Below are 26,770 nucleotides of genomic sequence, written 5' to 3'. Positions count from 1 at the left end.
GTCGTCGTCGAGCACCCCGGTCGTCGGCCGAGCGCAGCATCCCGGTCGTTGGCGAGCGCAGCGCCCCGGCCTCAGGCGTCGAGCGCCGCTCCCCCGTCAGTGTCGTGCGCGCCTCCTCGGTCGTTGAGCGAGCGCAGCGAGACGAAACGCCCCGGCCTCAGGCGTCGAGCGCCGCGATCAGGTCGGTCGGCGTCGCCTGCATGGGATGCGGGCCCGCGATGTCGAAGAAGACCGTCGTGATCTCGGACTCGTGCGTACCGAGGAACGCGCGCAGCCACGCGGGCGACTGCAGCGCGACGCCCGGCGGCAGGGTGGCTGGCTTGTGGGCGGCGTCGCTGAACAGCAGTAGCGCGACGTCACCGGTCTTCGGGTCGCGGTACGTCCAGACCTCTCCGACGTCGCGAGGATCGTCGCGCTGACCCGGCCGCATGAGCGGAACCACGGTGGGCCCGTGCCGCAGCGCGAACGCAACGGCGGCCATGTCCTGGGTCTGGAGCGCGTCGCTCAGCACGGTGTTGCGGAACTCGAGGGGCTCCTTCTTCGCGCGCTTCTTGCCTGCCACGCATCCCAGATTAGACGCCGCCGGCCCCCGGCCGCCCCACGAGCCGTCGCCAAGGGTCGCCCCGGCGCGCGCGTAACAGCCACGCGCGACGGTTCGGCTCCAGTACCCCCGCCGCCACCCCGCCGAGCCGTCGCGAATGGTCGCCCGCGCGCGCACCAGGCAGCCGCACGCGACGGTTCGACCCGCGTCCGGCGACGTCTCGGCGCAGGGCCGGGCACTTAACCCCCGGCACCCTCGCGCGTCAGGTGAGGAAGCCGCGCAGCAGCGCCTCGGTGCCGGCCAGGTGGTCGAGGACCGCGTGCTCCGCGGCATCCGCTCGCCCGGCGAGGATCGCAGTCACGATGTGCTCGTGCTGGGCGTTGGCGTGCTCGATGTTGCGCGGCAGCAGCGGGAACGTGTCGAGCCAGGCGTTGACCTGCGCGCGGTTCTCGGCGGCGAGCGCCACGAGCGACGGGATGCCGGCGACCTCGGCGATCGCGAGGTGCAGAAGGGTGTCGCGCCGACGGTAGTCCGCTTCGGATCCCGCCGCGACCGCTTCGTACCGTGCCCACAGCTCGTCGCGCTGGGCGGCGTCGAGGGAACGGGATGCCGCGGCCCGCGCCGCGCCGGCCTCGAGCACTCGCCGCAGGCCGAGGACGTCCTCGAGGTGCGCGACGTCGATCCGGCCCGGGTCGGGCGGCTGCGGCAGCGGATCGGCGACGAAGGTGCCGCCGTACCGGCCGCGGCGGCGCACGAGGTACCCCGTGTCGGCCAGCTCGCGGATGGCCTCGCGCACGGTGTCGCGGCTCACCGCATAGCGCGCGGCGAGGTCCCGCTCGGCGGGCAGCGACTCCCCCGGCGCGACCACGCCGAGCCGGATCGTCTGCACGAGCCGCGCGACGGTGTCTTCGAGCGCATTGCCCTCGCGCACCGGGCGATAGACGGCCCGGCGCACCTCGCGCAGCGGTGTCTCGGTCACGTCATCCCCCTCCCGATGTGCACAACGTCGGCAACTCTCTCAGTCGCGCTGCCCGCGCGGCGAATCCGGGTCCCTCGAGCCCCGGATCGCCGACGTTGTGCTCATCATCATGGGCTCACAGCGGCGTGACGTAGGCGTTGGTGATTCCGCCGTCGACGACGAACGCGGTGGCGGTGATGAAGGACGCGTCGTCCGAGGCGAGGAACGCGACGGCCGCGGCCATCTCATCGGGCTCGGCGAAGCGGCCCATCGGCACGTGCACGAGCCGGCGCTGTGCGCGTTCGGGGTCCTTGGCGAACAGCTCCTGCAGCAGCGGCGTGTTGACCGGCCCCGGGCACAGCGCGTTCACGCGGATGCCCTGCCGGGCGAACTGCACCCCGAGCTCGCGGGTCATCGCGAGCACGCCGCCCTTCGAGGCGGTGTACGAGATCTGCGACGTCGCCGATCCGAGCAGCGCGACGAAGGAGGCCGTGTTGATGATCGAGCCCCTGCCCGCCGGAACCATGTGCCGCAGCGCTGCGCGCGAGCACAGGTACACGCTCTTGAGGTTGACGTCCTGCACCCGATCCCAGGCGGGCAGCCCGGTGGTCTCGATGGAGTCGTCGTCCGCGGGCGAGATGCCGGCGTTGTTGAACGCGATGTCGACGTTGCCGAGCTCCGCGGCGATCCCGTCGAAGAGCGCATCGACGGATGCCTCGTCCGCGACGTTCACGTGCCGGTAGACGCCCCCGACCTCCGTGGCCGCCGCCTCGCCCGGCGTCGGGTCGAGGTCGGCGATGACGACGCGCGCGCCCTCGGCGGCGAACCGCCGCGCCGTCGCCAGGCCGATGCCCGACGCGCCGCCCGTGATGATCGCGACCCGGCCGTCGAGCCGCTTCGTCAGGTCCATTCGGTGGTTCTCCTCTTGTTCATGTCCCGATTCCCCCGCTGCATGTCCCACTTCGTCCGGTTCGATGCCCTCGAACCAGGACGAAACGCGACATGGATGCCGAATTCCCGACGCTCGCTCATCAGTCATCCGTCGCGAAGAAGACGTTCTTGGTCTCGGTGAAGTGCTCGGCCGCATCGGGGCCGAGCTCGCGCCCGAGGCCGGACGCCTTCATGCCGCCGAACGGCGTCCAGTACCGCACCGACGAGTGCGAGTTGACCGACAGCACCCCGCTCTTGACGGCGCGGGAGACCCGCACTGCGCGGCCGAGGTTCTCGGTCCAGATCGACCCGGCGAGGCCGTAGATCGTGTCGTTGGCGAGCGCGACGGCGTCCGCCTCGTCGTCGAACGGCAGCACGGCGACGACCGGTCCGAAGACCTCCTCGCGCGCGATGCGGTCGCCGCGCTCGGCCAGCACGACGGTCGGCGCGAACCAGAACCCGTCGCCGTCCGGGGCCGAGCCGCGGAACGCGACGTTCGCCCCGTCGACGAATCCGGCAACTGTCGAGCGATGGGATGCCGAGATCAGCGGTCCCATCTGGGTGCCCTCCAGCGTCGGATCGCCGACCGCGAACCCACGCACGGCCGGCTCGAGCAGCTCGAGGAACCGGTCGTACACCGACCGCTGCACCAGGATGCGGCTGCGCGCGCAGCAGTCCTGACCGGCGTTGTCGAACACTGCGCCAGGGGCCGCCGATGCCGCCCTCTCGAGGTCGGCGTCCTCGAACACGATGTTGGCGCTCTTGCCGCCGAGCTCGAGTGTCACGGGCTTGAGCGCCTGCGCGCAGCCCGCCGCCACCGACACTCCGACCTCGGTCGAGCCGGTGAACACGACCTTGCGCACGTCCGGGTGCGACACGAACCGCTGCCCGACCACCGAGCCCGATCCCGTCACGACCGAGAACAGTCCTTCGGGCAGCCCGGCCTCGAGCGCGAGCTCGCCCAGCCGGATCGCGGTGAGGGGCGTCAGCTCGGCGGGCTTGAGCACGACGGCGTTGCCCGCGGCGAGCGCGGGCGCGAAGCCCCACGACGCGATCGTCATCGGGAAGTTCCACGGGACGATGATCCCGACCACGCCGTACGGCTCGTGGAAGGTCACGTCGAGCCCACCGGCGACCGGGATCTGCTGCCCGCTCAGCCGCTCCGGCGCCCCCGCGTAGAAGTTCAGCACCTGGGCGACGTGCGACGCCTCCCACCGGGCGGACCCGATCGGATGCCCCGAATTGAGCACCTCGAGCTGTGCCAGCTCTTCGACGTGCTCTTCGACGACGCGCGCGAAGCGGCGCAGCGCGTCGGCACGGGTGAGTGGGGCAGAGGACGCCCAGCCTCGCTGTGCGACCACGGCCGCCGCGATGGCGGCGTCGACCTCGTCGGCCCCCGCCCTAGCGATCTCGCGGATGGGCTGCGCGGTCGCCGGATTGATGACGGTGAACGTGCCACTCATGCGCCGACCTTTCCCACAGAACGATTGGCGTAGACGGATGCCTCGGCCACGAGTCCCGCGAACAGCCGCCGGTCCTCGGCGTTCTCCTCCGGGTGCCACTGCACGCCCACGAGGTAGCCGTCCCCGTCGGACTCGATCGCCTGGACGAGCCCGTCGTCGGTCGTCGCGGTCGCCACCAGACCGTCGCCGAGGCGGTCGACGCCCTGGTGGTGGTAGCTGTGGACGTCGAGCGTGCCGTCGCCCACGAGCCCCGCGAGCCGGGATCCGCCCTCGATCCGCACCTCGTTGGTCGCGAACACGCCGCCGCCGATGCGGTACCGCTCGGTTCCCAGGGCATCCGGCAGGTGCTGGTGCAGCGTGCCGCCGCGTGCGACGTTCACGACCTGGAGCCCCCGGCAGATGGCGAGGACCGGCATCCGTCGCTCCTCCGCGCCGCGGAAGAGCTCAATCTCCCACTCGTCGCGGTCGGGCCGGGCCGGGTCGGTGAGCGGATGGCGCTCCGCGCCGTACAGCTCGGGCTGCACGTCGAGGCCTCCGGTGAGGATCAGGCCGTCGAGGCCATCGAGCACGGCGGCCGCGGCATCCGGAGCGGGCTGCGGCGGAAGCAGCACCGCGACGCCCCCCGAGGCGATGACCGCGTCGAAGTACTGGTGCGGGAGGAATGCGGCGCGCACGTCCCATACGCCCTGCTTGGCCTGCTCGAGGTAGGTGGTGAGTCCGATCACCGGCCGCCGTCGCTGTTCAGAGGCGCTCAAATCCACGCACCCTCTCCCAGTCGGTGACCGCGGCGTCGTAGGCCTCGACCTCGATGCGGGCCTGGTTCAGGTAGTGCTCGACCATGTCGTCGCCGAACGCGGCACGCGCGATCGCGGACTCGTCGAACAGGCGGGCCGCCTCGCGCAGCGTCGTCGGCAGGTGGTCGACGTCGGAGGCGTACGCGTTTCCGCCCAGAGCCGCCGGGAGCGGGAGCTCGTGCTCGATCCCGTGCAGGCCGCCGGCGATGATCGCGGCGATGCCGAGGTACGGGTTGACGTCGCCGCCGGGCACGCGATTCTCGACCCGCAGCGATGCGCCGTGACCGACCACCCGCAGCGCGCAGGTGCGGTTGTCGATGCCCCACGCGACGCCCGTCGGAGCGAACGTGCCCTTCGCGTACCGCTTGTACGAGTTGATCGTGGGGGCGTACAGCAGCGTGAACTCGCGCAGCGTGGCGAGGATGCCGGCGATCCAGTGCTCCATCAGCGGACTGAACCCGTGGGTGCCGTCCCCCGCCATCACCGCCTCGCCCTCGCCGGTGCGCAGCGAGAGGTGGATGTGGCAGCTGTTGCCCTCGCGCTCGTTGAACTTGGCCATGAAGGTGATCGACTTGCCGTGCGCGTCGGCGATGGACTTCGCGCCGCTCTTGTAGATGGTGTGCTGGTCGGCGGTCTCGAGCACCTCGGCGTAGCGGAACGCGATCTCCTGCTGACCGAGGTTGCACTCCCCCTTCACGCCCTCGGTGTACAGGCCCGCGCCGTCCATGCCGAGACGGATGTCGCGCAGCAGCGGCTCGAGACGTCCGGACGCGAGGAGGTCGTAGTCGACGTTGTAGTCCGTCGACGTCTTGAGGTCGCGGTAGCCCTTTGCCCAGGCATCCCGGTACGAGTCGTCGAAGACGATGAACTCCAGCTCCGTGCCGGAGTAGGCGGTCAGGCCGCGCTCGGCCAGGCGCGCGCGCTGCGCCTTGAGGATCTCGCGGGGCGCCTGGACGACGGGGTCGCCGGACTCCCAGGCGAGGTCGGCCATCACGAGAGCGGTGCCGGGCTGCCACGGGATGAGGCGGAGCGTCTCGGTGTCGGGGCGCAGATTCATGTCGCCGTAGCCGGTCTCCCAGCTCGACATGGCGTAGCCGTCGACGGTGTTCATGTCGACGTCGACCGACAGCAGGTAGTTGCACGCCTCGGCACCGTGACTGAGCACCTCCTCCTGGAAGAACCGCGCGGAGACGCGCTTTCCCACCATGCGTCCCTGCGCGTCGGCGAAGGCGACGATCACGGTGTCGATCTCTCCTGCGGCGATCGCGGAATGAAGTTCTGCAACGGGGAGATTGCCCGGCATGCCTGCCTCCAGTCTTCTCGCGGGTGAGTCGCTCGCCGCGGTCGCGTCCACTGTAACGAGGAATTCACATCCAAAGGTAGACACAGCCCACCTTTAGCGCCACAATCATGCGCAAGACGCACCCTCGCGTCACACCCGAGCGCACGGAGGATCGATGTCGCAGCCGCGAGAGGATTCCGCGAAGGTCGCCGGGGCGACCTATACGCGAGCCGGACAGGACTACTTCCAGAAGCGGACCCTCAAAAGGTCGGCCGGAGTGTGGGGCCTCTGGGGACTGGCGGTGGCCGCGGTCATCTCGGGAGACTTCTCGGGCTGGAACTTCGGCATCGACTTCGCCGGCTTCGGGGGCATGCTGATCGCCTTCGCGATCCTGGTCGTCATGTACTACGGCATGATCTTCTCGATCGGCGAGATGGCGGCCGCCATGCCGCACACCGGGGGTGCGTACTCGTTCGCTCGGTCGGCGATGGGGCCCTGGGGCGGCCTCATCACCGGCGCGGCCGAGACCATCGAATACGTGGCCACCACGGCGGTCATCGTCTTCTTCTCCGCGTCGTACGCCAATGCCATCACCGCCGAGCTGCTCGGCTTCGACCTGTCCGCCGCCACCGGCTCCAACATGATGTGGCTCTGGTACGTCGTTCTCTACCTGGCGTTCGTGCTGCTGAACGCCGCAGGCGCGAGCATCTCGTTCAAGTTCGCGATCGTCGTCTCGATCATCTCGATCGGCATCATCGTGGTCTTCTCGGTCATGGCTCTGGTGTCGGGCGCTTTCCAGTGGTCGAACCTGTGGGACATCGCACCGGATGCCGGTCAGACCGAGTTCCTCCCGCACGGCGTGCTGCCGATCCTGTTCGCGCTGCCGTTCGCCATGTGGTTCTTCCTCGGCATCGAGGAGCTCCCTCTCGCCGCGGAGGAGTCGCACGACCCCGTGCGCGACATCCCCAAGGCGGGATTCTGGGCTCGTGGCACGCTCATCGTCACCGGCCTGCTCGTGCTGTTCCTGAACACCGGAGTCATCGGCGCCGAGGCGACCGGCGTCTCGCTGGAGCCGCTGCTCGACGGCTTCCGGGCGATCGTGGGCAACGAGGTGGCCGCCGTCCTCGCGCTGCTCGCCCTGGTCGGCCTGCTCGCATCCCTGCAGGGCATCATGTTCGCCTACGGCCGCAACATGTACTCGCTCTCGCGCGCAGGCTACTACCCCCGATTCCTCTCGCTGACCGGCAAGCGGCAGACGCCGTGGGTCGCGCTGCTGGTCGGTGCCGCGATCGGCTTCCTGGCGCTCGTCGTGCTCGACGTGCTCGCCGCCGTGAACCCCGAAGGCGCCGGAGCGGTGGCGGGCGCCATCGTGCTGAACATCGCGGTCTGGGGCGCGGTGCTGGCCTACCTGCTGCAGATGGTCGCGTTCGTCATCCTGCGACGGAAGTTCCCCGACGCCAAGCGGCCCTACCTGAGCCCGTGGGGGGTTCCCGGCGCGGTGATCGCGGCCCTGATCGCCGCGCTGATCTTCGTCGGCTTCCTGCTGAACCCGACGTTCCTTCCCGCGATCATCGCCATCGGCGTGGTCTACGTGGTGATCCTCGTCGGCTTCGCTCTCTTCTTCCGGCACCGCCTGGTGCTCTCGCCGGAGGAGGAGTACGCCCTCTCCGGCGGGCGCCACGGAGATCCCCAGGCCGAGGGATACGACGCGATGGAATCGCAGGTCTTCGGCGACGAGAAGGTCTGATCCGTCAGAGCGGGGTCGAAGTGTCGGGGGGCGCTTCGGCCCCGCTGTCCTGTGCGCAGCCGGTGCCGGGCAAAACGCCCCCCCGCGCCTGACCCCTGAAGGGCGGCTCGAGAGGGCCCTCGGCTCACCGGCGGCTCGTTCGGCTCGCTGGGGACGAGACTACTGCTGGGGACAGCGACGAGCCGGCCCGCGGGAGCTGACCTCAGGGTATGCCCGGCGATCTGCACAGTCTGTCCCCCGTTTGGGGGACAGATTCGGGCTCAGGAGGGCCAAATTCGCAATTCTTGTCCACCGAAGTGGGGACATGCAAGGTTGGACCAATTCATATATCCTTGGTCACGAGGCGTCCCCAGCGCCTCCGAGAGAAGCGTCCCCAGCGCTCTCTCATCATCGCCGAGGATCGCGCGCCATGGGGTGTGCCCGAACTCCCGGCGATGGCAGGCCCCCGGGAGTCCCCAACCCCGGGGGCCTTTTCATGCCCTCCCGCAGAGCGAGGTGGCGCTGCGCAATCGCAGCCCTGACTGTCCGGCTCAGTAGAGCAGGAACTGCGCCGTCGTGGTCGAGGCGATTCCGCCGATGGAGACCCCCAGGTGGTAGGAGGCGCCCCCGCCCGCGGCACGCTGCCTGGTGGCGTCTGCGCAGGTCCCGACCGCCGAGCGAGTGCGGTCCCACGTGAGCGGCGCGGCGCTGGTCACGCTCTGCCCCGCCTGAAGCAGGACCACCATGTCGTTCGGCTCGCTCTGGCAGTCCGTCGAGCGCCACCAGGTGTCGCTGCCGCTGGTGACGGTGAACGACTGCGCGCTGGTGCCGACGTTGAGCGTGCAGTCGGGTCCGTTGTTCGTGAGCGTGATGGAGAATGCGGGATTCTGATCGGCGGAGTACGAGTCCTGGCTCACGACCGCCTCGACCGCGACAGTGTCGTCGGTGCACGGCTGAGCCTCGGGGGTCGCCGATGGCGAGGGGGTCGATCCCTCGACGGTGCCGGCGCCCTGAGCGGAGTCGGCTTCGGGAGTCGGCGTCATTGAGGCGTCCGACTCCACCACCGGCAGTCCGGTAGAGGTGGGCGTCGCGCTGGGCGTCGCGGACGGGGATGCCGCCACCTCCGTCGCGGAGCTGCGCCACGGCTGGGCGATCAGCAGCCAGGCGACTCCGCCGGCGATCGCGAGGACGGCGAGGAACACGACGAGCCGGCGACGCCGATACACCGCTGCCGAGTGGCGTCTGCGCGGGGTCTGGCCGGTCATCCTCCCAGGGTAGGCGGGCCTTCCCGCCTCCGGCGGTCGGCACGCCCGCCGGAGCCTCTTCACAGCCGCGTGAAAGGCCCGGTCGCTAGGGTCGAGGAGACCCCTAGGAGGACCCCATGAAGTGCCCCACCGACGGTTCCGTGCTCGTGATGAGCGAGCGCTCGGGCGTGGAGATCGACTACTGCCCGACCTGCCGCGGCGTCTGGCTCGACCGCGGCGAGCTCGACAAGATCCTCGAGCGCGCCGCACGCGAGATGCCCGCCGCAGCCGCCGCCCCGGCCGCTCCGGCCTACGGTTCGTCCCAGCCCGGCTACCCGGCCACCGCCCCCGGGTACGCGCCGCCCGCGCAGGAGTCGTACGGCCAGCAGTCGTATGACCCGCGCTACGGCAACCAGGGCTACAACCAGGACCACCGGCGCAAGAAGAAGGAGCACTGGCTCAGCGACCTGTTCGACTGAACCGGCGCGGGCCGCGGCATCCGTCTTCCGAGGGCGTGCGTCAGAGGTTCTTGATCATCCGGGTGTTGCCGAGCGTGTTCGGCTTCACGTGCGCGAGATCGAGGAACTCGGCCACACCCTCGTCGGGTGAGCGGATCAGCTGCGAGTACACGTCGGGGTCGACGACCTGCTCGCCGATCGGCGAGAACCCGCGGCGCGTGAAGAAGTCCACCTCGAAGGTCAGGCAGAACAGCCGCGAGAGCCCGAGCGTGCGGGCGTTCGACTCGAGCGCCTCGACGATGCCCCGGCCGACACCGTGGTGCAGCCACTCGTCGGTCACGATGAGGGTGCGGATCTCGCCGAGGTCCTCCCACATCACATGCAGCGCGCCGCAGCCCACGAGCTGCCCGGAGGCGTCCTCCGCGACGACGAACTGCTGCGTGGCCTCGTAGAGCACCACGAGATCTTTGCCGAGGAGGATCCGCCGCTGGACGAAGGGCTCGAGCATCGCCTGGATGCCGCGCACATCGCGGGTCGTCGCCGGGCGGACCGTGAACTCGCTCATCCCTCCAGCGTAGGCCCGGGAACGACGCCATCGAGTCGCCAGAACACGCCGACTCGGCGGCGCGCGTCCGGCGTGTCTTGGCGACTCACGGCCACGACACCCCGGGAACGACGAAGAGCGGATGCCGTGGGCATCCGCTCTTCGCGCATCACGGGTCGAGTCGACCCGGTGATTCTCAGTCCGACGTGATCGCGAGGTCGGGCGTCGCGGTGATCTCGCCGTTGTGCACGACGCCGACGGCGACCTTCTCGCCGCGCGGCCCGTGCTCGAACACGAACTCGCCGTTCTCGGCATCCACCTTGACGTGGTCGCCCGAGTTGAGCTCGCCGTGCAGGATCTTCTCCGACAGGCGGTCCTCGATCTCGCGCTGCATCGCACGACGCAGCGGCCGAGCGCCGAGCGCCGGGTCGAAGCCGATCTCGATGAGCCGCTCCTTGGCGTTCTGCGAGAGCTCGAGCGTCATGTCACGGTCGAGCAGGCGCGTGCCCAGGCGCTTCGTGAACAGGTCCACGATCTGCACCAGCTCGGGCTTCGACAGCTGCGGGAAGACGATGATGTCGTCGACGCGGTTGAGGAACTCGGGCTTGAAGTGACGCTTGAGCTCCTCCTGCACCTTGCCCTTCATCCGGTCGTAGGACGTCGCGGTGTCACCCTCGACCTGGAACCCGACCGGACCGCCCGCGATATCGCGCGCACCCAGGTTGGTGGTCATGATGATGACCGTGTTCTTGAAGTCGACCACTCGTCCCTGACCGTCGGTCAGACGACCCTCTTCGAGGATCTGCAGGAGCGAGTTGAAGATGTCGGGGTGGGCCTTCTCGATCTCGTCGAACAGCACGACCGAGAACGGCTTGCGGCGCACCTTCTCGGTGAGCTGGCCGCCCTCTTCGAAGCCGACGAACCCGGGAGGGGCACCGAACAGACGCGAGACGGTGTGCTTCTCACCGAACTCCGACATGTCGAGCGAGATCAGCGCGGCCTCGTCGTCGAACAGGAACTCCGCGAGCGCCTTGGCGAGCTCGGTCTTTCCGACGCCCGTGGGGCCGGCGAAGATGAACGAGCCCGACGGACGCTTCGGATCCTTGAGTCCGGCGCGCTGGCGGCGGATGGTCTTGGAGAGAGCGGCGATCGCCTCTTCCTGTCCGATGACGCGCTGGTGCAGCGCCTTCTCCATGAAGACGAGACGGCTGGACTCCTCCTCGGTGAGCTTGAACACCGGGATGCCGGTCGCCTGGGCGAGCACCTCGGCGATCAGGCCCTCGTCGACCACCGCGTGTGAGGCGACGTCGCCCGAGCGCCACTGCTTCTCGAGGCGCAGGCGCTCGGCGAGCAGCGACTTCTCCTCGTCGCGCAGCGACGCGGCCTTCTCGAAGTCCTGCTCCTCGGAGGCGACTTCCTTCTGCTCGCGCACGTTGGCGATCTTGTCGTCGAACTCGCGCAGCTCGGGCGGGCTCGACAGGATCGACAGGCGCAGGCGGGCGCCGGCCTCGTCGATCAGGTCGATGGCCTTGTCGGGCAGGAAGCGGTCCGAGATGTAGCGGTCGGCGAGGTTCGCCGCCGCGACGATCGCGCCGTCGGTGATCTGCACCTTGTGGTGCGCCTCGTAGCGGTCGCGCAGCCCCTTCAGGATGTTGATCGCGTGGGGCAGGCTCGGCTCGGCGACCTGGATCGGCTGGAAGCGGCGCTCGAGCGCGGCATCCTTCTCGAAGTGCTTGCGGTACTCGTCGAGCGTGGTGGCGCCGATCGTCTGGAGCTCACCGCGGGCGAGGAGCGGCTTGAGGATCGACGCGGCGTCGATCGCGCCCTCGGCGGCACCGGCACCCACGAGGGTGTGGATCTCGTCGATGAAGACGATGATGTCGCCGCGCGTGCGGATCTCCTTGGTGACCTTCTTCAGGCGCTCTTCGAAGTCACCGCGGTAGCGGGAACCCGCGATGAGCGAGCCGAGGTCGAGCGAGTAGACCTGCTTGTCCTTGAGCGTCTCGGGCACGTCGTTCTTGACGATCGCCTGCGCGAGTCCCTCGACGACGGCGGTCTTTCCGACGCCGGGCTCGCCGATCAGCACGGGGTTGTTCTTGGAGCGACGCGAGAGGATCTGCATGACCCGCTCGATCTCCTTCTCGCGACCGATCACCGGGTCGAGCTTGTTGTCGCGCGCGGCCTGGGTGAGGTTGCGGCCGAACTGGTCGAGCACGGCCGAGCCGCCGGTGGCGGTCTGCGGGTTGTCGTGCGCGGCGCCCGAGACGGCGGCGGGCTCCTTGCCCTGGTAGCCCGACAGCAGCTGGATGACCTGCTGGCGCACCTTGTTCAGGTCGGCGCCGAGCTTGACGAGCACCTGGGCGGCCACGCCCTCACCCTCGCGGATGAGGCCGAGGAGGATGTGCTCGGTGCCGATGTAGTTGTGGCCGAGCTGCAGCGCCTCGCGGAGGGACAGCTCGAGGACCTTCTTGGCGCGGGGCGTGAACGGGATGTGCCCGGTCGGCTGCTGCTGGCCCTGGCCGATGATGTCCTGCACCTGCTCACGCACGGCATCGAGCGAGATGCCGAGGGACTCCAGCGCCTTGGCTGCGACTCCCTCGCCCTCGTGGATCAGCCCGAGCAGGATGTGCTCGGTGCCGATGTAGTTGTGGTTGAGCATCTTCGCCTCTTCTTGGGCGAGGACGACCACACGACGGGCACGGTCGGTGAATCTCTCGAACATCGTTCAACTCCTTCGTGGCGTTGAGGGTCTGCCGAGCCCTCGCGCCGTACAACGAGGGTAACGAGAGGGCGGATGCCGCATGCCCGTGTTCGCCAGGGGCATAGCGCACCGGAGCCTTGACATCGGCATCCGCTCGCCATATCGTTCTTCGATACCAACGAATATCGATATGGCAGGGAGCTCGTCATGACCAGTCAGACCGGGGATCGCCCCGTCAGCAGGGCCGACCTGGCCGCGATGTGGTTCTTCATCGTCGCCGGCGTCGCGATCGTGGGAGCCACGCTCTACGCGGCGATTGTCCGCGTCGTCGAAGGGCTGAGCGGCGGCCCTGTCCATGTCCCGGCGACCTTCTCGGGGACGACGGCGCAGGCGCCCATCGGTCCCGGCGGCGAGATGCGCGACGTCGAGCTGCAGACAGCCGTGCTCACGACCGACGGCCTCTCGACGGCGGGACGGATCGCGCTCGTGCTCGAACAGGTGGTGGCCGTGGCATCCGTCTCGCTGCTGGTCGTGTGCCTCGTCCTCGTCACGATCTCGGTCATGCGCGGGCGCGTCTTCGGCAAGCGGAACACCGGGCTGGTCGGCCTGGCGGGCATCGCGGCGCTCGGCGGGATCGCGGGGGTTCCGTTCTTCGGCAACATGGTCGCCAACGACGCCTTCCGCGCCATCTCCGACGGCACCTACGACAACGTGACGATGAGCGTCCACGTCTCGACGCTGATTCTCGCGGCCTTCATCTTCTCGCTGGCCGCGACCGTCTTCACGGTCGGCGACCGGCTGCAGCGCGAGACGGACCTCCTCGTATGAGCCCGGCCGACGACGAGGGCCCGACCGGGGTGCATTGCCGGCTCGACGAGCTGCTCGAGGCGCGAGGGATGACCCTGGTGCGGCTGTCCGAGATCGTCGGGGTCTCGGTCGTCAACCTGTCGATCCTCAAGAACGACCGCGCCCGGGCGATCCGCTACTCCACGCTGGCGGCGATCTGCCGGGCGCTGGACTGCGAGATCGGCGACCTGCTGGTCCGCGCCGACTGAGCGGCGGCATCCGCCCCGACGAGAAGACGGGATGCCCCGGCCGAGGCATCCCGTCTTCACATCGGTCGTCAGTTGGGGGTGATCGGGATGCGCACGTTGTCGAACTCGGCACCCTCGAGGATCGCGAAGATCTCGGCGTCGTCGTCCTCGATGCCGGTGACCGTCGCGACGAGACCGCGCGGCGACATGTCCATCGTGCAGACCTGGTCGTCCGGCGGAGTCTGGAAGGTGACGGTGACCTCGGTCGCGGACGTGGCCTCGGTGTTCTCGATGACCGGCACGCAGCCCGAGGATCCCCACGTGAGGATCACGAACTCGCCGTCCTCGTCGGTCCAGCCGGCGCTCGGCAGGTAGTCCGTCTCGCCGCCGCCGCCGAGGCCCGGAACGCCGTCGAGCTCGGTGTCGCCCTGCACGCCGTCCTCGCCCTTGACCACCACCTCGAGGTTCTTCGTGGGATCGACGCCCTCGGGGAGGCCGACGAGCGTCACGCGGGGCACGAAGTCGCTGGTGCACGCCTCGTCGCCCGCGGCGGCGCCGAGCGTGACGGTCAGCGTCGAGCCCTTGAGCGTCGCGTCGTCGGCGACGGGGATGCAGGTGCTGCTGCCCTGCGTGACGAGGCCGATCATGCGGCCGTCGTCGAGCCAGGCGGCGCTGACCTCGAGGTCGTCGGCGTCGTCGGGAGTGTCGCCGGCGCCGCCCGCGCACGCGGTGAGCGCACCGGCGAGGAGGACTGCCAGGCCGAGCCCGGCGAGGACTGAGGGAGTGCGAGGAGCCATGCGGAAACCCTTCCGTGAACGGGCGGATGCCGCTGAGCGAGGACACCCGACAGCCCTATGGTGTCGCAATCGGCCCGAGAATCTCAGAAGTGCCGATAACGCACGGGTCACAATCACCCGGGCCGGGTGACTACTGCAGCGCGGAAGTGAGGCGTGCGAGGTTGTCGAGCACCGTCGAACGCAGCGGCTGCTGCTCCCACTCGGCCAGCGTGAGCTCGCGGCTGAGGGACCGGTAGCCGTCTTCGATCGCCCGCATCTCGCGGACGAACTCCTCGCCGCGCACGAGCATCGAGATCTCCATGTTGAGACCGAACGAGCGCATGTCCATGTTGCTGGAGCCGACGATCGCGACCTCGTCGTCGATGGTCATCGACTTGGAGTGCAGGATGAACGGCCGCTGGTACATCCAGATCTTCACGCCCGCCCGCAGCAGCGCTTCGTAGTAGCTGCGCTGAGCGTGGTAGACGAGGGCCTGGTCGCCCTCTTCCGAAACGAAGAGCTCGACATGGATGCCGCGCTGGCACGCCGTGGTGATGGCGAGCAGCAGCGCCTCATCCGGCACGAAGTACGGGCTCACGATGATGATCTTGCGCTGGGCCGCGAAGAGCAGGCCTGCGAAGAGCTTGAGGTTGTTCTGGAACTCGAACCCGGGGCCGGACGGGATGATCTGGCAGTCGAGGTCTCCGGGGCCGGCTTCCATCAGCTCGATCTCGTCGTCGAGGACCTCGTCGGTCTCGCTGTACCAGTCGGAGCGGAACACGGCGTTGACCGATGCCACCACGGGCCCCTCGATGCGGACCATGAGGTCGACCCAGTGCAGCCCGCGGCGGATGTTCTTCCGAAGGTTGTACGTGGAGTCGGTCACGTTCTGCGAGCCGGTGAACGCGACCTTGTTGTCGATCACGAGGAGCTTGCGGTGGTTGCGCAGATCGGGGCGCTGGTACTTGCCCTTCAGCGGCTGCACCGGCAGCATCAGGTGCCACTGCGCGCCCATCGCGTCGAGGCGCTTCAGGGTCTTCTTGTACGTGGGCTTGCCGCGGTTGGCCCAGTGGTCCAGCAGCACTCGCACCGTGATCCCGCGCTCGCAGGCCTCTTCGAGCGCGCGGAACAGGTTGTCCGTCGCCGCGTCCGACTGGAAGATGTAGAACTCGACGTGCACGTAGAGCTCTGCCTCACGAATGGCGTCGGCCATCGCATCGAGGCTGTCCTGGTACCCGCCGATGATGTGCGCGGCGTTGTCGCCGGCCAGCGGCATCGCCCCGAGGTTGCGGTTGAGGTTGACGAGACCCGTGAACCACGCCGGCGCGTGAGGCCGCAGCGTGCCGAAGTCGAGCGACTCGCTGGTGTCGTGGATGTACTGGTTGATCCGCTCCTGCTTGCGCCGGCGCTTGCGCGGCAGCCGCGGGTTGCCGATCAGCAGGAAGAGGAAGACACCGACGATCGGGATGAAGTAGATCGCCAGCAGCCAGGCCATCGCCGCGGTGGGCCGCCGGTTGCGCGGCACGATGATGATCGCGGCGATGCGGATGATCAGGTCGGTGACGAAGACGAGCACGAGCCACCACGTCGGATCGAACGTGATGCTGATCACCCTTGCTCCTCACGCTCCCCGGACGGCGTGAGGCCCAGCGTAGTGGGGGCGCGCGTCAGCAAGCCGGGGGTCTGGGGCGGAGCCCCGGAGAGAACGCGCGTCAGCAAGCCGGGGGTCTGGGGCGGAGCCCCGGAGAGAACGCGCGTCAGCAAGCCGGGGGTCTGGGGCGGAGCCCCGGTGGGTACCTGCGTCACTGCTCGGAGACGGCGGGCGCCTCAGTGCGCGCCGCGGCGGGCGGCAGCCCCCGCTTCGCACGCTCCTGGGCGTCGATCTTCGCGTACTCGCGGCGCTCGTTGCGATCGGCGCGGATGATGCTGCGCAGCACGTAGAAGAAGATCCCGCCGACGACGAGGGTCGGAAGCAGCGTCCATGCGACGGCGACCCAGTAATCGTCCATGCCTCCAGGATACGCGAGCGCTCAGCGGCTCCTCCCCGGACCCCTCTCGAGAGGTCGTACCGGCTCGTTCCTGTGGAACACGGCACGCGGGCACCGCCGCGAGCACGCTCGTGCGATGACCACCATCGTCAAGGCGGCGGGTGCCGCGGAATTCCTGTCCCTCGTTCCTCATCTGCTCGGCTACGTGCCATCGCAGAGCCTGGTGCTGATCCCCTTCGACGGGTCGCGCAGCCTGGGCGCCATGCGCTTCGATCTGCCGTCGGCCGAGGCGGACACCCTCGACGCCGGCGCGTCCACGGTCCTCGGCATCGTCTGCCGGGTACAGCAGGCGGATGCGGTGGCCGCGATCGCGTACACCGACGCCGGCTTCGCCGACGGGGGTGGGATGCCGCACCGCGACCTCTTCGACGCACTGCGTCGCCGAGCCGACGCCTGCGGCCTGGGTGTCACCGACGTACTGTGCGTCGCCCGCGACGGGTGGGGGTCGCTCTTCGACCCCGACTGCCCCGACGACGGTCGCCCTCTGAGCGAGCTCGAGTCGGCAGCGGCGGCGGACCTGCCTGTTCCGGCCCTCGATCGCGATCAGGCGTCGGGCGCGGACCTCCCCTCAATCGACCTGGCGACGCGGGAGAGGACCGCGCGCGCTCTCATCGCACTCGAGCGGGCCGTGGCACTGCTGTGCGGTGGTGATCCCGAAGACGCCGGGGCCGCGGCATCCGTCGTCGATGAGCCGGATCGCGTCGACCCACAGGTGCTCGCCACCGTGTGCGCGCTGGACGATCTGCCGACGCTCTACGAGGAGGCGCTGTCGTGGCCGGTAGACGAACTCGATCCCTACGACGTCGCAGCGATCGCCTGGTGCCTCGCGAGGCCCTCCCTGCGCGATGTCGCCCTTGTGCAGTGGAGCGGCACGGTCGGCGACGGCGACGAGGCGTTCGATGCGCAGCTGCGATGGGAGGCGGGCGAGGAGTATCCGGCACACCTCGCGATGCAGATGTGGGGCGAGGGCGATCGTCCGGATCCCGGGCGTCTGGAACGCGCGCTCGAGCTGGCACGGCATGTCGCCGCCGCGAGTCCTCGGGCCGTGCGCCCGGGAGCGCTGGCGATGTGCGCCTGGATCTCGTGGGCGCTCGGGCGCTCGACGCATGCCGAGGTCTACGCCTGCCTGGCGTGCGAGATCGAGCCCGATCACGGCCTGAGCGAGATCGTGCGGTCGTTCGTGCACGCCGGACATCTGCCGGACTGGGCGTTCACCCGTACGCCGCGATCCAAGCCGCGCCGGCGGACTACTTGACCAGGGGGAAGAGACCGCCGGAAGACTACTTGACCAGGGGGAAGAGAATCGTCTCGCGGATGCCGAGCCCGGTGATCGCCATGAGGAGACGGTCGATGCCCATTCCCATGCCACCCGTCGGAGGCATGCCGTGCTCGAGGGCACGCAAAAACTCCTCGTCGATGCGCATCGCCTCGAGGTCGCCGCGCGCGGCGAGCTTCGCCTGCTCGACGAAGCGCTCGCGCTGGATCACCGGGTCGACGAGCTCGGAGTATCCCGTCGCGAGCTCGAAGCCGCGCGTGTACAGGTCCCACTTCTCGACGACACCCGGGATCGAGCGGTGCTCGCGCACCAGCGGGCTCGTGTCGAGTGGGAAGTCCATGACGAACGTGGGCCGCGTGAGGCCCGGCTTGACGAAGTGCTCCCACAGCTCCTCGACGAGCTTGCCGTGCGTCGCGTGCGGTGGCACGTCGACCCCCGCGTCCGCTGCGAAGGCCAGCAGCTCGTCGAGCGGCGTCTCCGGCGTGACCTCACGGCCCGACGCCTCCGAGAGCGACCCGTACATCGGCAGGCGGTCCCACTGACCGCCCAGGTCGTACTCGGTGCCGTCGGCCCACGTGACCGTGGTCGATCCGGTGACGGCGACGGCCGCGTTCTGGATGAGCTCCTGCGTCAGGTCGGCGATGCCGTTGTAGTCGCTGTAGGCCTGGTACGCCTCGAGCATCGCGAACTCGGGGCTGTGGGTGGAGTCGGCGCCTTCATTGCGGAAGTTGCGGTTGATCTCGAAGACCCGGTCGATACCGCCCACGACTGCGCGCTTGAGGAACAGCTCGGGAGCGATGCGCAGGTACAGGTCGGCGTCGAACGCGTTGGAGTTCGTGATGAACGGGCGCGCCGACGCACCGCCGTGCTGCACCTGCAGCATCGGCGTCTCGACCTCGACGAAGTCGTGACCCGCGAAGGTCTCACGCAGGCTCGCGTTGACCTTCGCTCGCGCCAGCACGGTGTTGCGCGCCTGATCCCGCACGATGAGATCGAGGAAGCGGCTGCGGACGCGGGTCTCCTCGCCCAGCTCGGAGTACATGTTCGGAAGCGGCAGCACGGCCTTGGCCGCGATCTGCCACTGCGAGACCATGATCGACAGCTCGCCGCGGCGGCTGGAGATCGCCTCGCCCTCGACGAAGACGTGATCGCCGAGATCGACGAGTTCCTTCCACCGCTGCAGGGACTCGTCGCCGACCGCGGCGAGCGAGACCATCGCCTGGATGCGCGAGCCGTCGCCGGCCTGGAGCGTGGCGAAGCAGAGCTTGCCGGTGTTGCGGCTGAACACGATGCGCCCGGCGACGGCAACGGTCTCGCCCGTCTCGGCGCCGGCCTCGAGATCGCCGAACCGCGCGCGGACCGCGCCGATCGTGTCGGTGATCGGCACGCCGACCGGATAGGCGCCACCCGCGGCATCCGTCCGCTCGTCGATCAGACGCTCGCGCTTGGCCAGGCGCACGGCCTTCTGCTCGAAGATGTCCTCTTCGGTCGGCTCAGGGGCGTCAGCGGGCGTGCCCGCGGGCGAATCGGTCATCGTGTGGTGCTCCTCGCAAAGTCGCCGCTCAGTCTATCCACGGCGCCTCCGGGCGACCCGAACGCGCTAGAGCTCGACCGGCACCCCGAGCGGGGCCCAGCGGACGCGGTCGGCCACCGATGCGGGTGCCGCTTCGAACACCGCGGTGGCGGCATCCTCCTGCTCAGAGAAATGACTCCATCCCTCGACGTGCACGGGAACCACCACTCCCGGGTCGACGAGATCGATGAGCTCCACGGCCTGGGAGGCGTTCATCGTGTAGGCGAGTGGTCCGGTCACGGGGAACTTGACCGCTCCGATGTGCACGATCGCGACCTCCGGAGCGAGCCCGGTGACGGCTCGGCGCAGCCCGCCGTAGAGGACGGTGTCACCCGACACCCAGACCCCCGGCCGCGCGGCCTCGCCGATCGTCAAGGCGAAGCCGATCACGTGCCCGACGAGGGGCCGGGTGAGCGGCGCGCCGTGCCTTCCGGCCGTGGCGACCACGGTGATCGGGCGCTTGTCCTGGGCCGTCAGGACGGTGCGGGCATCCGCGGTGAGACCGCGCACGTCGTGGTGCGCAAGTGCCTTGGCGCCCGGGACCGTCGTGATCACGGTGGGCACCTGCTCGAGCGCGCGGCGGCCGGCGTCGTCGAGATTGTCGGCGTGCTGGTGGTGGCTCAGCAGCACGGCATCGATGGGTCCGATGTCGTCGAGGGCGATCGCGGGCCCGGTCGTCTTGGTGGAACTCGCGCCCGGGGCGAACGAGTAGCGGCGGCCGGGCGGATCGAAGGTGGGATCCGTCAGGATGCGCCAGCCCTCCCACTCGATGAGCGCGGTGGGGCCGCCGATCCTGGTGACGCGCATGAGACCTCCGCGGCTCAGCCGATGTAGATGCGGGCGTTGTCGATGAAGCGGTGTCCCGCCACGCTCGCAGCGATGAGCGCGAGGGCCTCGCCCTTGTGTCCTTCGTCGACCGGCAGGAAGCTGCGCGGGTCGACGACGCTCAGGTACTCGAGGCGGATACGGGTCTCGCCCATCAGCGCCGACTGCGCGGCGGCGATGCACGAGTCGACGCCCCGATCGGCGTTGGAGGCGGCGGCATCGAGCGCCGCCGGCAGCAGTCCGGCCGCCGCCAGATCGCGCGGCTCGAGCATGCCGACGCGGGTGGAGACAGGCAGGCCGTCGTCGCCGCGCACGGTCTCGACGGTCGCGACCTCGACGTCGAACGCGAGGTCGCGGATCATCCGCCGCACCAGGAAGATCCGCTGCGGATCGCGCTCGCCGTAGAACGCGACGTCCGGGCGGACCAGGTTGAACAGCTTCGCCTCGACCGTCAGCAGGCCGTCGAAGTAGGTCGGCCGGGCGCGGCCCTCGTAGCGGTGCCCCATGTCACCGGCGCTGATCCGCGTGGTGGCCGCGCCGTCCGGCAGCATCTCGTCTGCGGTGGGAGCGAACACGACATCGGCGCCGAGGGACTCCAGCAGGCGCTCGTCATCGTCGGGAGTGCGGGGATAGTCGGCGTACTGCGCGGGAGTGGCGAACCGCAGCGGGTTCACGAAGACCGAGACGACGACGATGTCGGCCGCCTCTCGCGCATGGTGGATGAGATCGATGTGGCCGTCGTGAAGGGCACCGATCGTCGAGACGAGCGCGACACGAGCGCCGGCGGGCTTCGCGGCCCGGGCGTCCGCCAGGGCGGACCGGAGCCCGTCGATGGTGCTGATCATCCGTTGATCGTAGCCGCGGGGCCGTCCGGCGACGCGGACCCCGCCTCGGCGAGTGCATGGTCGATCGTCGAGTGCAGCAGGGTCGAGAGGTACGCGCCCGGGCTGGGAACGCCGGCCTCGGCCAGCAGCCCCGCCGACTGGCGCACGATCGAGCGGGAGAATTCCGTGGCGGCGCTGACGGCGTCGGCGTAGACGGGCCGGGCATCTTCGGCGACCACGACGGGCTCGCACCCGAGCTCGACGGCGAGCGCCTGCGCGATCGGCAGCACCGGGCCGGGTGCCGTGACCGCGGCGTATGCCGTGCCGAGCTGACGGAGATCGATGGACGTGCCCGTGAACACGATCGCGGGATGCACCGCCAGGGGGATCGCGCCCTGCGCCATCGCGGGCGCGAGGACGGCGGTTCCGTAGGCAGGGTCGGTGTGCAGCACCAGCTGGCCCGGCTGCCAGGCGCCGATCGCGGCGAGTCCGGCGACCAGACCCTCGAGCTGGTCGTGGGGCACCGCCACGATGACCAGCTCGCTGCGACGGACCACCTCGACGGCCTCGAGCGTGGGCACGCCCGGAAGGACGGCCTCGACGCGGTCCGGGTCCGATCCGGCCGTGATGCCGACCAGCGCGTGACCTGCACCGGCGAGAGCGGCACCGATCACCGGGCCGACGCGTCCGGCGCCGATCACGCCGACGCCGAGCCTGCCGTCGCGTCTCATGCGCGCCCGTCCACGGCGGCCTCGGGCTCGGCGGGCTCCAGAGCGGTCGCGTCCGGACCAGCCGCCACCGGGTCAGCCGCCTCCGGGGCGAGCACCTCGTCGGCCGGCGGCAGCTCGGCCGCGCCTCCGTCGTCCGCCCAGCGGTGGGAGGTGTCCACCGTGGCCGCACGCACGGCCGCGGCCGCGGCATCCTGGAACAGCCCCAGCGCGTGATCGCGGTCGATCGCCGCCAGACCTGCGTAGACCGGACCGGTGACGACGTGCGCCCGCAGCGACGCCACCCGCGTCGCGCGGTCGAGCGGCCCCTGGTGCAGCGCGAGGCTCTGCAGGCGGGCCAGCGGAAGGATGCCGAGACGGCGCCAGATGAGGCCGCGCCGGAGCAGCAGCAGATCGCCGGTGAGCCGGAACCCGTTGCGGCGATACGACAGCGGCCGGATCCACCGTGCGCGTCGCGGCGAGTTGGTGAAGGTGTCGTCGGCCGCGGCGCCGGTTCCGTGCATCCCCTCGTGGGCGATCAGGGCCCACTCGGCGTCCGGCACCGACGGCTGCATCAGGCGCAGCACGCGTTCGACATCGGATGCCGTGCCCACCGGCAGCACGGTCGTGAACTGATCCGTCGTGCTGTCGGTGGCGCTGCGTCCCGTCAGGCGATTGATCCGGACCGTCCACCAGCCGGCCGGGCGCCAGAGGATCGGCTGCGAGACCTCGATGGCATGCACGCGCCCCGGCGGCACGATCTCGGTGACGGTGGTGAGCAGGCCGAAGGTGATGCGGACGCCGTCGGGCGTCGGGGCGATCGAGTACCGCAGCGACCGCACGATCGATCGCACCCAGTAGGCGGCGAAACCGATGATCGCCGGGACGAAGCCGAAGAGCAGCCAGGTGATCCCCTGCGAGACGCCCACCGCGATGGCCGCGGCCGCGAAGAGCAGGCCGATCGTCGACATGCTGACGACGTGGGATGCCACCAGCCGGCCGACCGGGATATTCACGACCGACTCGGGCACGGCGACCGGCGCCTCGGGTCCCTCGATCATGCCGCTGAGCTCACGGCTCACCGTCTGGCTCAGCGCGGCGACGCGACCGGACGTCCGGGCAGGACTGCCCGGGGCCGCGGTCGCCGCGAGCCGGCGGCCGGACGCCAGCCGGAGGATGTCGGCGCGCACCGTCTCGGCGTCGGAGGTGGAGAGGTACTCCAGCTTGACGTTGCTGTCGGTCCCGGCGCCGACCACCTCGAGCTTGGCCATGCCCAGGAGCCGGGCGATCATCGGGCGGGTCAGATTGACGCCCTGCACGCGGTCGAGCGGCGCCCGGCGCTGCGTGCGGAAGAGGATGCCGCTGCGCACCTCGACGTCGTCATCGGTGATCCGCAGGGTGTGGAACCGCCACGACAGGTAGAAGCCGGCGATCACCAGCAGGATCGCGCCGAGGACGACCAGAACGGCGACGAGGTAGAGGTTGTTGGCGATGACGAAGTCGATCGGATCCCCGCCGGAGTCCCACTCCCCGACCTCGTCCTCGAAGTCGGGCGCGAGCCAGGGCAGGAAGATCTGGAGGGCTCGGTCGCGCAGATTGGCGATGATGACGCCGACGACGACCAGCAACGCGAGCCCGCCGCGCAGCAGCGGCGTGAGGGGGTGCAGGCGGTGCCATTCGCCGTCGCTGAAGCGCGATTTCACCAGCTCATGGGGCGGCGCGGCCGGCGAAGAGGTCGAGTCGGTCATAGGCCCGTGCGCCGACTCTCGGCCACCGCGACCAGGTGGTCGCGGAGCGTCTCTGCGGTCTGCTGCGCGAGGCCGGGGATCACGACGCCGGTCGCCGCGGCGGCCGTGACGAACTTGAGCTGCGCGATGCCGAAGCCGCGATCGAGCGGGCCATGGGTGATGTCGACGAGCTGCATGCGGCCGTAGGGGACGGCGACCATGCGCTGCCACATGATGCCCTTGCGGAACACGAGGTCGTCGTCGCGCAGCTGGTAGCCGATCGAGCGGGCCTGCCGCGGCAGGATCGCCAGCGACCAGACCAGGATGACGGTGAGGATGCCGCCCGGGATCCACGCCCACCGCTGGTCCAGCACGAGGGCGAGCACGAGGACGACGGCCACCTCGAGCACCAGGAACGCCCCGGTCGAGATGAACTGGACCGTCACGTACTTCGGCGAGATCTGGTGCCAGACGCCGCCTTCGAGCACCAGCCGGTTCTCGCTGCGCGGCTCGGTGAGGCGGTCGAACGTCCCCTCGGCCGGCTCAGTGACCGTGGATGCCGGGCTCGAGTCCGGAATCATCCCCTCCGGGCTGTTCGTCATCGTCGTCCTTCCGGATGGTGCAGAGGTACTCGGCGACCAGAGCGGCCGCGATGAGCAGCGCGCCGCACACCGCGGTGGCGATCGCCGTCGCCATCGAGCCTAGCGAGGGCGCGACCGGGCGGGTCGCGACGAAGAGGAGCAGGCCGAGCGCGAGGCCGCCGATCGCCGCCCCCACGATGCTCGACGCCTTCGCGAGCATCGCCACCCTGACCGCGCGGAACGGATTGACCGGAGCCTGCCCCGTCCCCCGCGTCGCGCGCCTGATGGGCGCGGCGAGGGTGAGCACGATGGAGCCGAGCAGCACCAGCAGGATGGGCAGCGTGACGGCCGGGGTGAAGGTCGGGCGTCCGGCGGCCGTGAGCATCTGGTCGAGCAGGAATCCGGCCGCGACGCCGAGCGCGGCCGAGAGGATCAGCACGCCGGGACCGGTGCGCTTCATGCGTCGCGCAATCGTGCCAGCGCGGCATCCACCCGGCCGGTGCCGGGCAGGGTCGCCTCGGGATCGACCTGCAGCCAGGGGCGCAGCACGAAGTCGCGCTCCGCCGCGCGTGGGTGGGGCAGCAGCAGCGCCGGGTCGTCGCTGACGACGTCGCCGTAGGCGATGAGGTCGAGGTCGAGCGTGCGGTCGCCCCAGCGTTCGCGCCGCTCGCGGCCGTGACGCTCCTCGATGGCGTGCAGGAAGCCCAGCAGCACCGACGGCGCGAGGCGCGTGGTGAGCAGCGCCACCGCGTTCAGGTACGCGGGGGCCGCGGCATCCGGTCCGTCCGGCTTGAGCGCGACCGACTCGATCGGCTCGGAGGCGCGGACCCCGTCGACCAGCGGCAGGTGGCCGAGCGCCGCGATCGCCTCGGCGAGGGTGCGCGCGCGGTCGCCGAGGTTGGCGCCGAGCGCCACCACGGCCTCGACGGGCGGGCGGCCCTGGGGATCGACGTCACCCTGGAATCCCTGCGCGAGACGGCGGTTCATCGGGCCCCTCGCTCGCGCTCGATCGAGACCGTCACGTCGTCGAACGTCAGCCGGATCGGCGCGCCGGGCTTGTGCACCGTCACCCGCACCCGATCGACCCGCTCGAGGGTGAGCAGGTGGTCGGCGATGCGCGCGGCCAGGGTCTCGAGCAGGTTGACGGGCTCGCCGTCGACGATCGCCGCGATCTGCTCGGCCATCTCGCCGTAGTGGACCGTGTCGGCCACGTCGTCGCTGCGCGCCGCCGGCCGCGTGTCGAGGTGCAGAGTGACGTCGACCACGAAGTCCTGGCCGACGCGGCGCTCTTCCTCGTAGACCCCGTGACGGCCGAAGACCCGCAGCCCGGTCAGTGTGATCTCGTCGTCGACCATCGGCGGTCTCCTTCCCACATGCGCGCCACCGTCAAAGCATCCCGCGTGGCGGCGACATCGTGCACCCGCACGGCCCATGCCCCGGCCTGTGCGGCGAGCACGCTGCTGACGGCGGTGGCGAGGTCGCGGCGGGCCTGGTCGACCTCGGCGGCGTCCGCGTCACCGGCGAGGGCGTCGGCGAGGAACCGCTTGCGGCTGGTTCCGACGAGCACCCGCGGCCCCAGGCCCGTGAGGCGGGGGATGCCGCGCAGCACGTCCCAGTTCTGGGCGCCCTTCTTGCCGAACCCGATGCCGGGGTCGACGACCACCCGCGCGGGGGCGATGCCGGCGGCGGCGGCCGCCTCGACCCGCTGCCCGAGCTCGCGCAGCACGTCGGTGACGATGTCGTCGTACTCGGCGCGCGCGTACATGTCGGCCGACGGACCCCGCCAGTGCCCGAGCACGACGTCCGCGCCGGTCGGCGCGACGGCGGTCAGCAGATCGGGGTCACTGAGCCCGCCCGACACGTCGTTGACGATGCGGGCGCCGGCCTCGACGGCCGCGACGGCGGTCGAGGCGTTCATCGTGTCGATGCTCACCAGGGCGCCCGCGGCCGCCAGCTCGCGGACCACCGGGAGCACCCGCTGCTGCTCGACGGCGGGATCTACGCGCTGCGCGCCGGGCCGCGTCGACTCGCCGCCGACGTCCAGGATCGCGGCCCCCTGCTCGCGCAGCGCGAGGCCGTGTGCGACCGCGGCCTCCACGTCGAAGAAGCGTCCGCCGTCGCTGAACGAATCCGGCGTGACGTTGACGATCCCCATGACGAGGGTCATTCACGGCTCCCGAGGAGCGCGATCAGCTCTGCCCGGGCGGCCGGATCGGCGAGCTCTCCCCGCGCGGCGATCGTCACGGTCGAGGCGTCCGCCTGCCGCCCGCCCCGCATCGTCACGCACTCGTGCGTCGCCTCGAGCACGATGAGCACCCCGCGGGTGTCGAGGGACCCGGCGATCACGTCGGCGATCTGCTCGCCCAGCCGCTCCTGCACCTGGGGCCGCGACGCGAGGATGTCGACGACCTTCGGCAGCGCGCCGAGGCCGACGACCTGCTCGCCCGGGAGATAGGCGATGTGCGCGTGGCCGCGGAACGGCAGCAGATGGTGCTCGCATACCGAGCGGAAGCGGATGTCGCGCATCATGACCGCGCCGGAGGGCAGGGTCTCGGGCGCGGGCCCGCGGGTCACCGAGATGGTGTGCGCGAGGGGGGACGCGGCATCCTCCCCCACGCCCGCGAAGAACTCCGCGTACGCCTCGGCGACGCGGCCCGGCGTGAGCTTCAGCCCGGGACGATCAGGGTCTTCCCCGATCGCCTCGAGCAGCTCGCGCACGAGCGCGGCCACGCGCTCACGGTCGACGGCCATGGCTGCG

General features: G+C 70.2%; 28 protein-coding genes. 5 read left to right on the top strand and 23 right to left on the bottom strand.

The genetic code is table 11. The features are described from left to right. Positions 1–157 precede the first annotated feature (157 nt). From ASD56_RS05795 to ASD56_RS05770, 6 genes are all read right to left on the bottom strand, one after another. A complete protein-coding gene (locus tag ASD56_RS05795) occupies positions 158–562 on the bottom strand; it encodes a hypothetical protein (RefSeq protein WP_055962343.1) in 405 nt (134 codons plus the stop codon). Positions 563–803: 241 nt separating this feature from the next. After that, positions 804–1,520: a FadR/GntR family transcriptional regulator gene (locus ASD56_RS05790; protein ID WP_055962340.1), complete on the bottom strand. Its 717-nt coding sequence runs from the start codon at positions 1,518–1,520 to the stop codon at positions 804–806. Positions 1,521–1,635: 115 nt separating this feature from the next. Beyond that, positions 1,636–2,409, bottom strand: coding sequence for a 3-oxoacyl-ACP reductase (locus tag ASD56_RS05785; protein WP_055962336.1), 774 nt, complete (start codon positions 2,407–2,409; stop codon positions 1,636–1,638). Between the two features lie 121 nt (positions 2,410–2,530). Further along, the gene (locus ASD56_RS05780) at positions 2,531–3,892 is read right to left on the bottom strand and encodes an aldehyde dehydrogenase family protein (RefSeq protein ID WP_055962334.1); all 1,362 of its coding nucleotides are present in this window, start codon (positions 3,890–3,892) and stop codon (positions 2,531–2,533) included. Continuing rightward, on the bottom strand, positions 3,889–4,647 hold the full coding sequence (locus ASD56_RS05775; RefSeq protein WP_055962332.1) for a gamma-glutamyl-gamma-aminobutyrate hydrolase family protein: 759 nt from the start codon (positions 4,645–4,647) through the stop codon (positions 3,889–3,891). The genes ASD56_RS05780 and ASD56_RS05775 overlap by 4 nt, the downstream gene beginning before the upstream one ends. Beyond that, positions 4,634–5,989, bottom strand: coding sequence for a glutamine synthetase family protein (locus ASD56_RS05770; RefSeq protein ID WP_055962329.1), 1,356 nt, complete (start codon positions 5,987–5,989; stop codon positions 4,634–4,636). Before ASD56_RS05770 ends, ASD56_RS05775 begins: the two co-directional genes overlap by 14 nt. Before the next feature lie 154 nt (positions 5,990–6,143). Here ASD56_RS05770 and ASD56_RS05765 point away from each other — a divergent pair, with 154 nt between their 5' ends. After that, positions 6,144–7,715 (top strand): amino acid permease, encoded by a 1,572-nt coding sequence (locus ASD56_RS05765; protein ID WP_055962326.1) that lies wholly within the window; start codon positions 6,144–6,146, stop codon positions 7,713–7,715. Between the two features lie 530 nt (positions 7,716–8,245). On the opposite strand, the gene ASD56_RS05760 is transcribed toward ASD56_RS05765, so the two are convergent. Beyond that, positions 8,246–8,959 carry a hypothetical protein gene (locus ASD56_RS05760; RefSeq protein ID WP_055962323.1) on the bottom strand — a complete coding sequence of 238 codons (714 nt, stop codon included), beginning with the start codon at positions 8,957–8,959 and terminating at the stop codon, positions 8,246–8,248. Between the two features lie 116 nt (positions 8,960–9,075). Between ASD56_RS05760 and ASD56_RS05755 the strand changes: the two genes are divergently transcribed. After that, positions 9,076–9,417, top strand: a complete 342-nt coding sequence (locus ASD56_RS05755) for a TFIIB-type zinc ribbon-containing protein (protein ID WP_055962320.1) — start codon at positions 9,076–9,078, stop codon at positions 9,415–9,417. Between the two features lie 40 nt (positions 9,418–9,457). Here the strand turns inward: ASD56_RS05755 and ASD56_RS05750 are convergent, their stop codons facing one another. Next, the gene (locus ASD56_RS05750) at positions 9,458–9,961 is read right to left on the bottom strand and encodes an amino-acid N-acetyltransferase (protein WP_055962317.1); all 504 of its coding nucleotides are present in this window, start codon (positions 9,959–9,961) and stop codon (positions 9,458–9,460) included. 175 nt (positions 9,962–10,136) lie between these two features. Then, positions 10,137–12,662 (bottom strand): ATP-dependent Clp protease ATP-binding subunit, encoded by a 2,526-nt coding sequence (locus ASD56_RS05745; protein WP_055962315.1) that lies wholly within the window; start codon positions 12,660–12,662, stop codon positions 10,137–10,139. 186 nt (positions 12,663–12,848) lie between these two features. Between ASD56_RS05745 and ASD56_RS05740 the strand changes: the two genes are divergently transcribed. Continuing rightward, positions 12,849–13,469 (top strand): hypothetical protein, encoded by a 621-nt coding sequence (locus ASD56_RS05740; RefSeq protein WP_055962310.1) that lies wholly within the window; start codon positions 12,849–12,851, stop codon positions 13,467–13,469. Next, positions 13,466–13,696 (top strand): helix-turn-helix domain-containing protein, encoded by a 231-nt coding sequence (locus ASD56_RS05735; RefSeq protein WP_055962308.1) that lies wholly within the window; start codon positions 13,466–13,468, stop codon positions 13,694–13,696. The genes ASD56_RS05740 and ASD56_RS05735 overlap by 4 nt, the downstream gene beginning before the upstream one ends. A 68-nt stretch (positions 13,697–13,764) precedes the next feature. On the opposite strand, the gene ASD56_RS05730 is transcribed toward ASD56_RS05735, so the two are convergent. From ASD56_RS05730 to ASD56_RS05715, 3 genes are all read right to left on the bottom strand, one after another. Beyond that, on the bottom strand, positions 13,765–14,472 hold the full coding sequence (locus ASD56_RS05730; protein ID WP_055962303.1) for a hypothetical protein: 708 nt from the start codon (positions 14,470–14,472) through the stop codon (positions 13,765–13,767). Positions 14,473–14,602: 130 nt separating this feature from the next. Beyond that, the gene (cls, locus tag ASD56_RS05725; protein ID WP_157535774.1) at positions 14,603–16,063 is read right to left on the bottom strand and encodes a cardiolipin synthase; all 1,461 of its coding nucleotides are present in this window, start codon (positions 16,061–16,063) and stop codon (positions 14,603–14,605) included. Positions 16,064–16,253: 190 nt separating this feature from the next. Then, complete coding sequence (locus ASD56_RS05715; RefSeq protein WP_055962297.1) at positions 16,254–16,460, bottom strand: hypothetical protein; 207 nt, start codon at positions 16,458–16,460, stop codon at positions 16,254–16,256. A gap of 115 nt (positions 16,461–16,575) precedes the next feature. Here ASD56_RS05715 and ASD56_RS05710 point away from each other — a divergent pair, with 115 nt between their 5' ends. Continuing rightward, positions 16,576–17,754 (top strand): DUF4192 domain-containing protein, encoded by a 1,179-nt coding sequence (locus ASD56_RS05710; RefSeq protein ID WP_055962294.1) that lies wholly within the window; start codon positions 16,576–16,578, stop codon positions 17,752–17,754. A gap of 25 nt (positions 17,755–17,779) precedes the next feature. On the opposite strand, the gene lysS is transcribed toward ASD56_RS05710, so the two are convergent. The 11 genes from lysS to folE all read right to left on the bottom strand — a co-directional run bounded on the left by lysS (position 17,780) and on the right by folE (position 26,763). Beyond that, entirely contained in the window at positions 17,780–19,309 is a 1,530-nt protein-coding gene (gene lysS, locus ASD56_RS05705; RefSeq protein WP_055962291.1) for a lysine--tRNA ligase, read from the bottom strand. Positions 19,310–19,375: 66 nt separating this feature from the next. Next, positions 19,376–20,155, bottom strand: a complete 780-nt coding sequence (locus tag ASD56_RS05700) for an MBL fold metallo-hydrolase (protein WP_055962288.1) — start codon at positions 20,153–20,155, stop codon at positions 19,376–19,378. 14 nt (positions 20,156–20,169) lie between these two features. Further along, positions 20,170–21,018 (bottom strand): pantoate--beta-alanine ligase, encoded by an 849-nt coding sequence (gene panC, locus ASD56_RS05695; RefSeq protein WP_055962285.1) that lies wholly within the window; start codon positions 21,016–21,018, stop codon positions 20,170–20,172. After that, positions 21,015–21,728, bottom strand: a complete 714-nt coding sequence (locus ASD56_RS05690; protein ID WP_055962282.1) for a DUF2520 domain-containing protein — start codon at positions 21,726–21,728, stop codon at positions 21,015–21,017. Before ASD56_RS05690 ends, panC begins: the two co-directional genes overlap by 4 nt. After that, positions 21,725–23,452 carry a PH domain-containing protein gene (locus ASD56_RS05685; protein WP_082541275.1) on the bottom strand — a complete coding sequence of 576 codons (1,728 nt, stop codon included), beginning with the start codon at positions 23,450–23,452 and terminating at the stop codon, positions 21,725–21,727. Before ASD56_RS05685 ends, ASD56_RS05690 begins: the two co-directional genes overlap by 4 nt. Beyond that, a complete protein-coding gene (locus ASD56_RS05680) occupies positions 23,449–24,033 on the bottom strand; it encodes a PH domain-containing protein (protein WP_055962279.1) in 585 nt (194 codons plus the stop codon). Before ASD56_RS05680 ends, ASD56_RS05685 begins: the two co-directional genes overlap by 4 nt. After that, positions 23,975–24,472: a DUF3180 domain-containing protein gene (locus ASD56_RS05675; protein ID WP_055962276.1), complete on the bottom strand. Its 498-nt coding sequence runs from the start codon at positions 24,470–24,472 to the stop codon at positions 23,975–23,977. Before ASD56_RS05675 ends, ASD56_RS05680 begins: the two co-directional genes overlap by 59 nt. Continuing rightward, the gene (gene folK, locus ASD56_RS05670) at positions 24,469–24,999 is read right to left on the bottom strand and encodes a 2-amino-4-hydroxy-6-hydroxymethyldihydropteridine diphosphokinase (protein ID WP_055962274.1); all 531 of its coding nucleotides are present in this window, start codon (positions 24,997–24,999) and stop codon (positions 24,469–24,471) included. Before folK ends, ASD56_RS05675 begins: the two co-directional genes overlap by 4 nt. Further along, a complete protein-coding gene (gene folB / locus ASD56_RS05665; RefSeq protein ID WP_055962273.1) occupies positions 24,996–25,367 on the bottom strand; it encodes a dihydroneopterin aldolase in 372 nt (123 codons plus the stop codon). The genes folK and folB overlap by 4 nt, the downstream gene beginning before the upstream one ends. Further along, positions 25,343–26,179, bottom strand: coding sequence for a dihydropteroate synthase (folP, locus tag ASD56_RS05660; RefSeq protein ID WP_055962271.1), 837 nt, complete (start codon positions 26,177–26,179; stop codon positions 25,343–25,345). The genes folB and folP overlap by 25 nt, the downstream gene beginning before the upstream one ends. Next, positions 26,176–26,763, bottom strand: coding sequence for a GTP cyclohydrolase I (gene folE / locus ASD56_RS05655; protein WP_055962268.1), 588 nt, complete (start codon positions 26,761–26,763; stop codon positions 26,176–26,178). The genes folP and folE overlap by 4 nt, the downstream gene beginning before the upstream one ends. Positions 26,764–26,770: the final 7 nt, after the last annotated feature.

The sequence above is a fragment of the Microbacterium sp. Root166 genome, assembly GCF_001427145.1.
Lineage (GTDB): Bacteria > Actinomycetota > Actinomycetes > Actinomycetales > Microbacteriaceae > Microbacterium.
Note: the sequence above shows the minus strand (reverse complement) of the source record. Positions and strands in the feature narration are given on the sequence as shown.

Coding starts and splice junctions, on each gene's coding strand:
- ASD56_RS05785 (WP_055962336.1), bottom strand. CDS start 2,409: ATGGACCTGACGAAGCGGCTCGACGGCCGGGTCGCGATCATCACGGGC.
- ASD56_RS05780 (WP_055962334.1), bottom strand. CDS start 3,892: ATGAGTGGCACGTTCACCGTCATCAATCCGGCGACCGCGCAGCCCATC.
- ASD56_RS05770 (WP_055962329.1), bottom strand. CDS start 5,989: ATGCCGGGCAATCTCCCCGTTGCAGAACTTCATTCCGCGATCGCCGCA.
- ASD56_RS05765 (WP_055962326.1), top strand. CDS start 6,144: ATGTCGCAGCCGCGAGAGGATTCCGCGAAGGTCGCCGGGGCGACCTAT.
- ASD56_RS05760 (WP_055962323.1), bottom strand. CDS start 8,959: ATGACCGGCCAGACCCCGCGCAGACGCCACTCGGCAGCGGTGTATCGG.
- ASD56_RS05755 (WP_055962320.1), top strand. CDS start 9,076: ATGAAGTGCCCCACCGACGGTTCCGTGCTCGTGATGAGCGAGCGCTCG.
- ASD56_RS05750 (WP_055962317.1), bottom strand. CDS start 9,961: ATGAGCGAGTTCACGGTCCGCCCGGCGACGACCCGCGATGTGCGCGGC.
- ASD56_RS05745 (WP_055962315.1), bottom strand. CDS start 12,662: ATGTTCGAGAGATTCACCGACCGTGCCCGTCGTGTGGTCGTCCTCGCC.
- ASD56_RS05740 (WP_055962310.1), top strand. CDS start 12,849: ATGACCAGTCAGACCGGGGATCGCCCCGTCAGCAGGGCCGACCTGGCC.
- ASD56_RS05735 (WP_055962308.1), top strand. CDS start 13,466: ATGAGCCCGGCCGACGACGAGGGCCCGACCGGGGTGCATTGCCGGCTC.
- ASD56_RS05730 (WP_055962303.1), bottom strand. CDS start 14,472: ATGGCTCCTCGCACTCCCTCAGTCCTCGCCGGGCTCGGCCTGGCAGTC.
- ASD56_RS05715 (WP_055962297.1), bottom strand. CDS start 16,460: ATGGACGATTACTGGGTCGCCGTCGCATGGACGCTGCTTCCGACCCTC.
- ASD56_RS05710 (WP_055962294.1), top strand. CDS start 16,576: ATGACCACCATCGTCAAGGCGGCGGGTGCCGCGGAATTCCTGTCCCTC.
- lysS (WP_055962291.1), bottom strand. CDS start 19,309: ATGACCGATTCGCCCGCGGGCACGCCCGCTGACGCCCCTGAGCCGACC.
- ASD56_RS05700 (WP_055962288.1), bottom strand. CDS start 20,155: ATGCGCGTCACCAGGATCGGCGGCCCCACCGCGCTCATCGAGTGGGAG.
- panC (WP_055962285.1), bottom strand. CDS start 21,018: ATGATCAGCACCATCGACGGGCTCCGGTCCGCCCTGGCGGACGCCCGG.
- ASD56_RS05690 (WP_055962282.1), bottom strand. CDS start 21,728: ATGAGACGCGACGGCAGGCTCGGCGTCGGCGTGATCGGCGCCGGACGC.
- ASD56_RS05685 (WP_082541275.1), bottom strand. CDS start 23,452: ATGACCGACTCGACCTCTTCGCCGGCCGCGCCGCCCCATGAGCTGGTG.
- ASD56_RS05680 (WP_055962279.1), bottom strand. CDS start 24,033: ATGACGAACAGCCCGGAGGGGATGATTCCGGACTCGAGCCCGGCATCC.
- ASD56_RS05675 (WP_055962276.1), bottom strand. CDS start 24,472: ATGAAGCGCACCGGTCCCGGCGTGCTGATCCTCTCGGCCGCGCTCGGC.
- folK (WP_055962274.1), bottom strand. CDS start 24,999: ATGAACCGCCGTCTCGCGCAGGGATTCCAGGGTGACGTCGATCCCCAG.
- folB (WP_055962273.1), bottom strand. CDS start 25,367: ATGGTCGACGACGAGATCACACTGACCGGGCTGCGGGTCTTCGGCCGT.
- folP (WP_055962271.1), bottom strand. CDS start 26,179: ATGACCCTCGTCATGGGGATCGTCAACGTCACGCCGGATTCGTTCAGC.
- folE (WP_055962268.1), bottom strand. CDS start 26,763: ATGGCCGTCGACCGTGAGCGCGTGGCCGCGCTCGTGCGCGAGCTGCTC.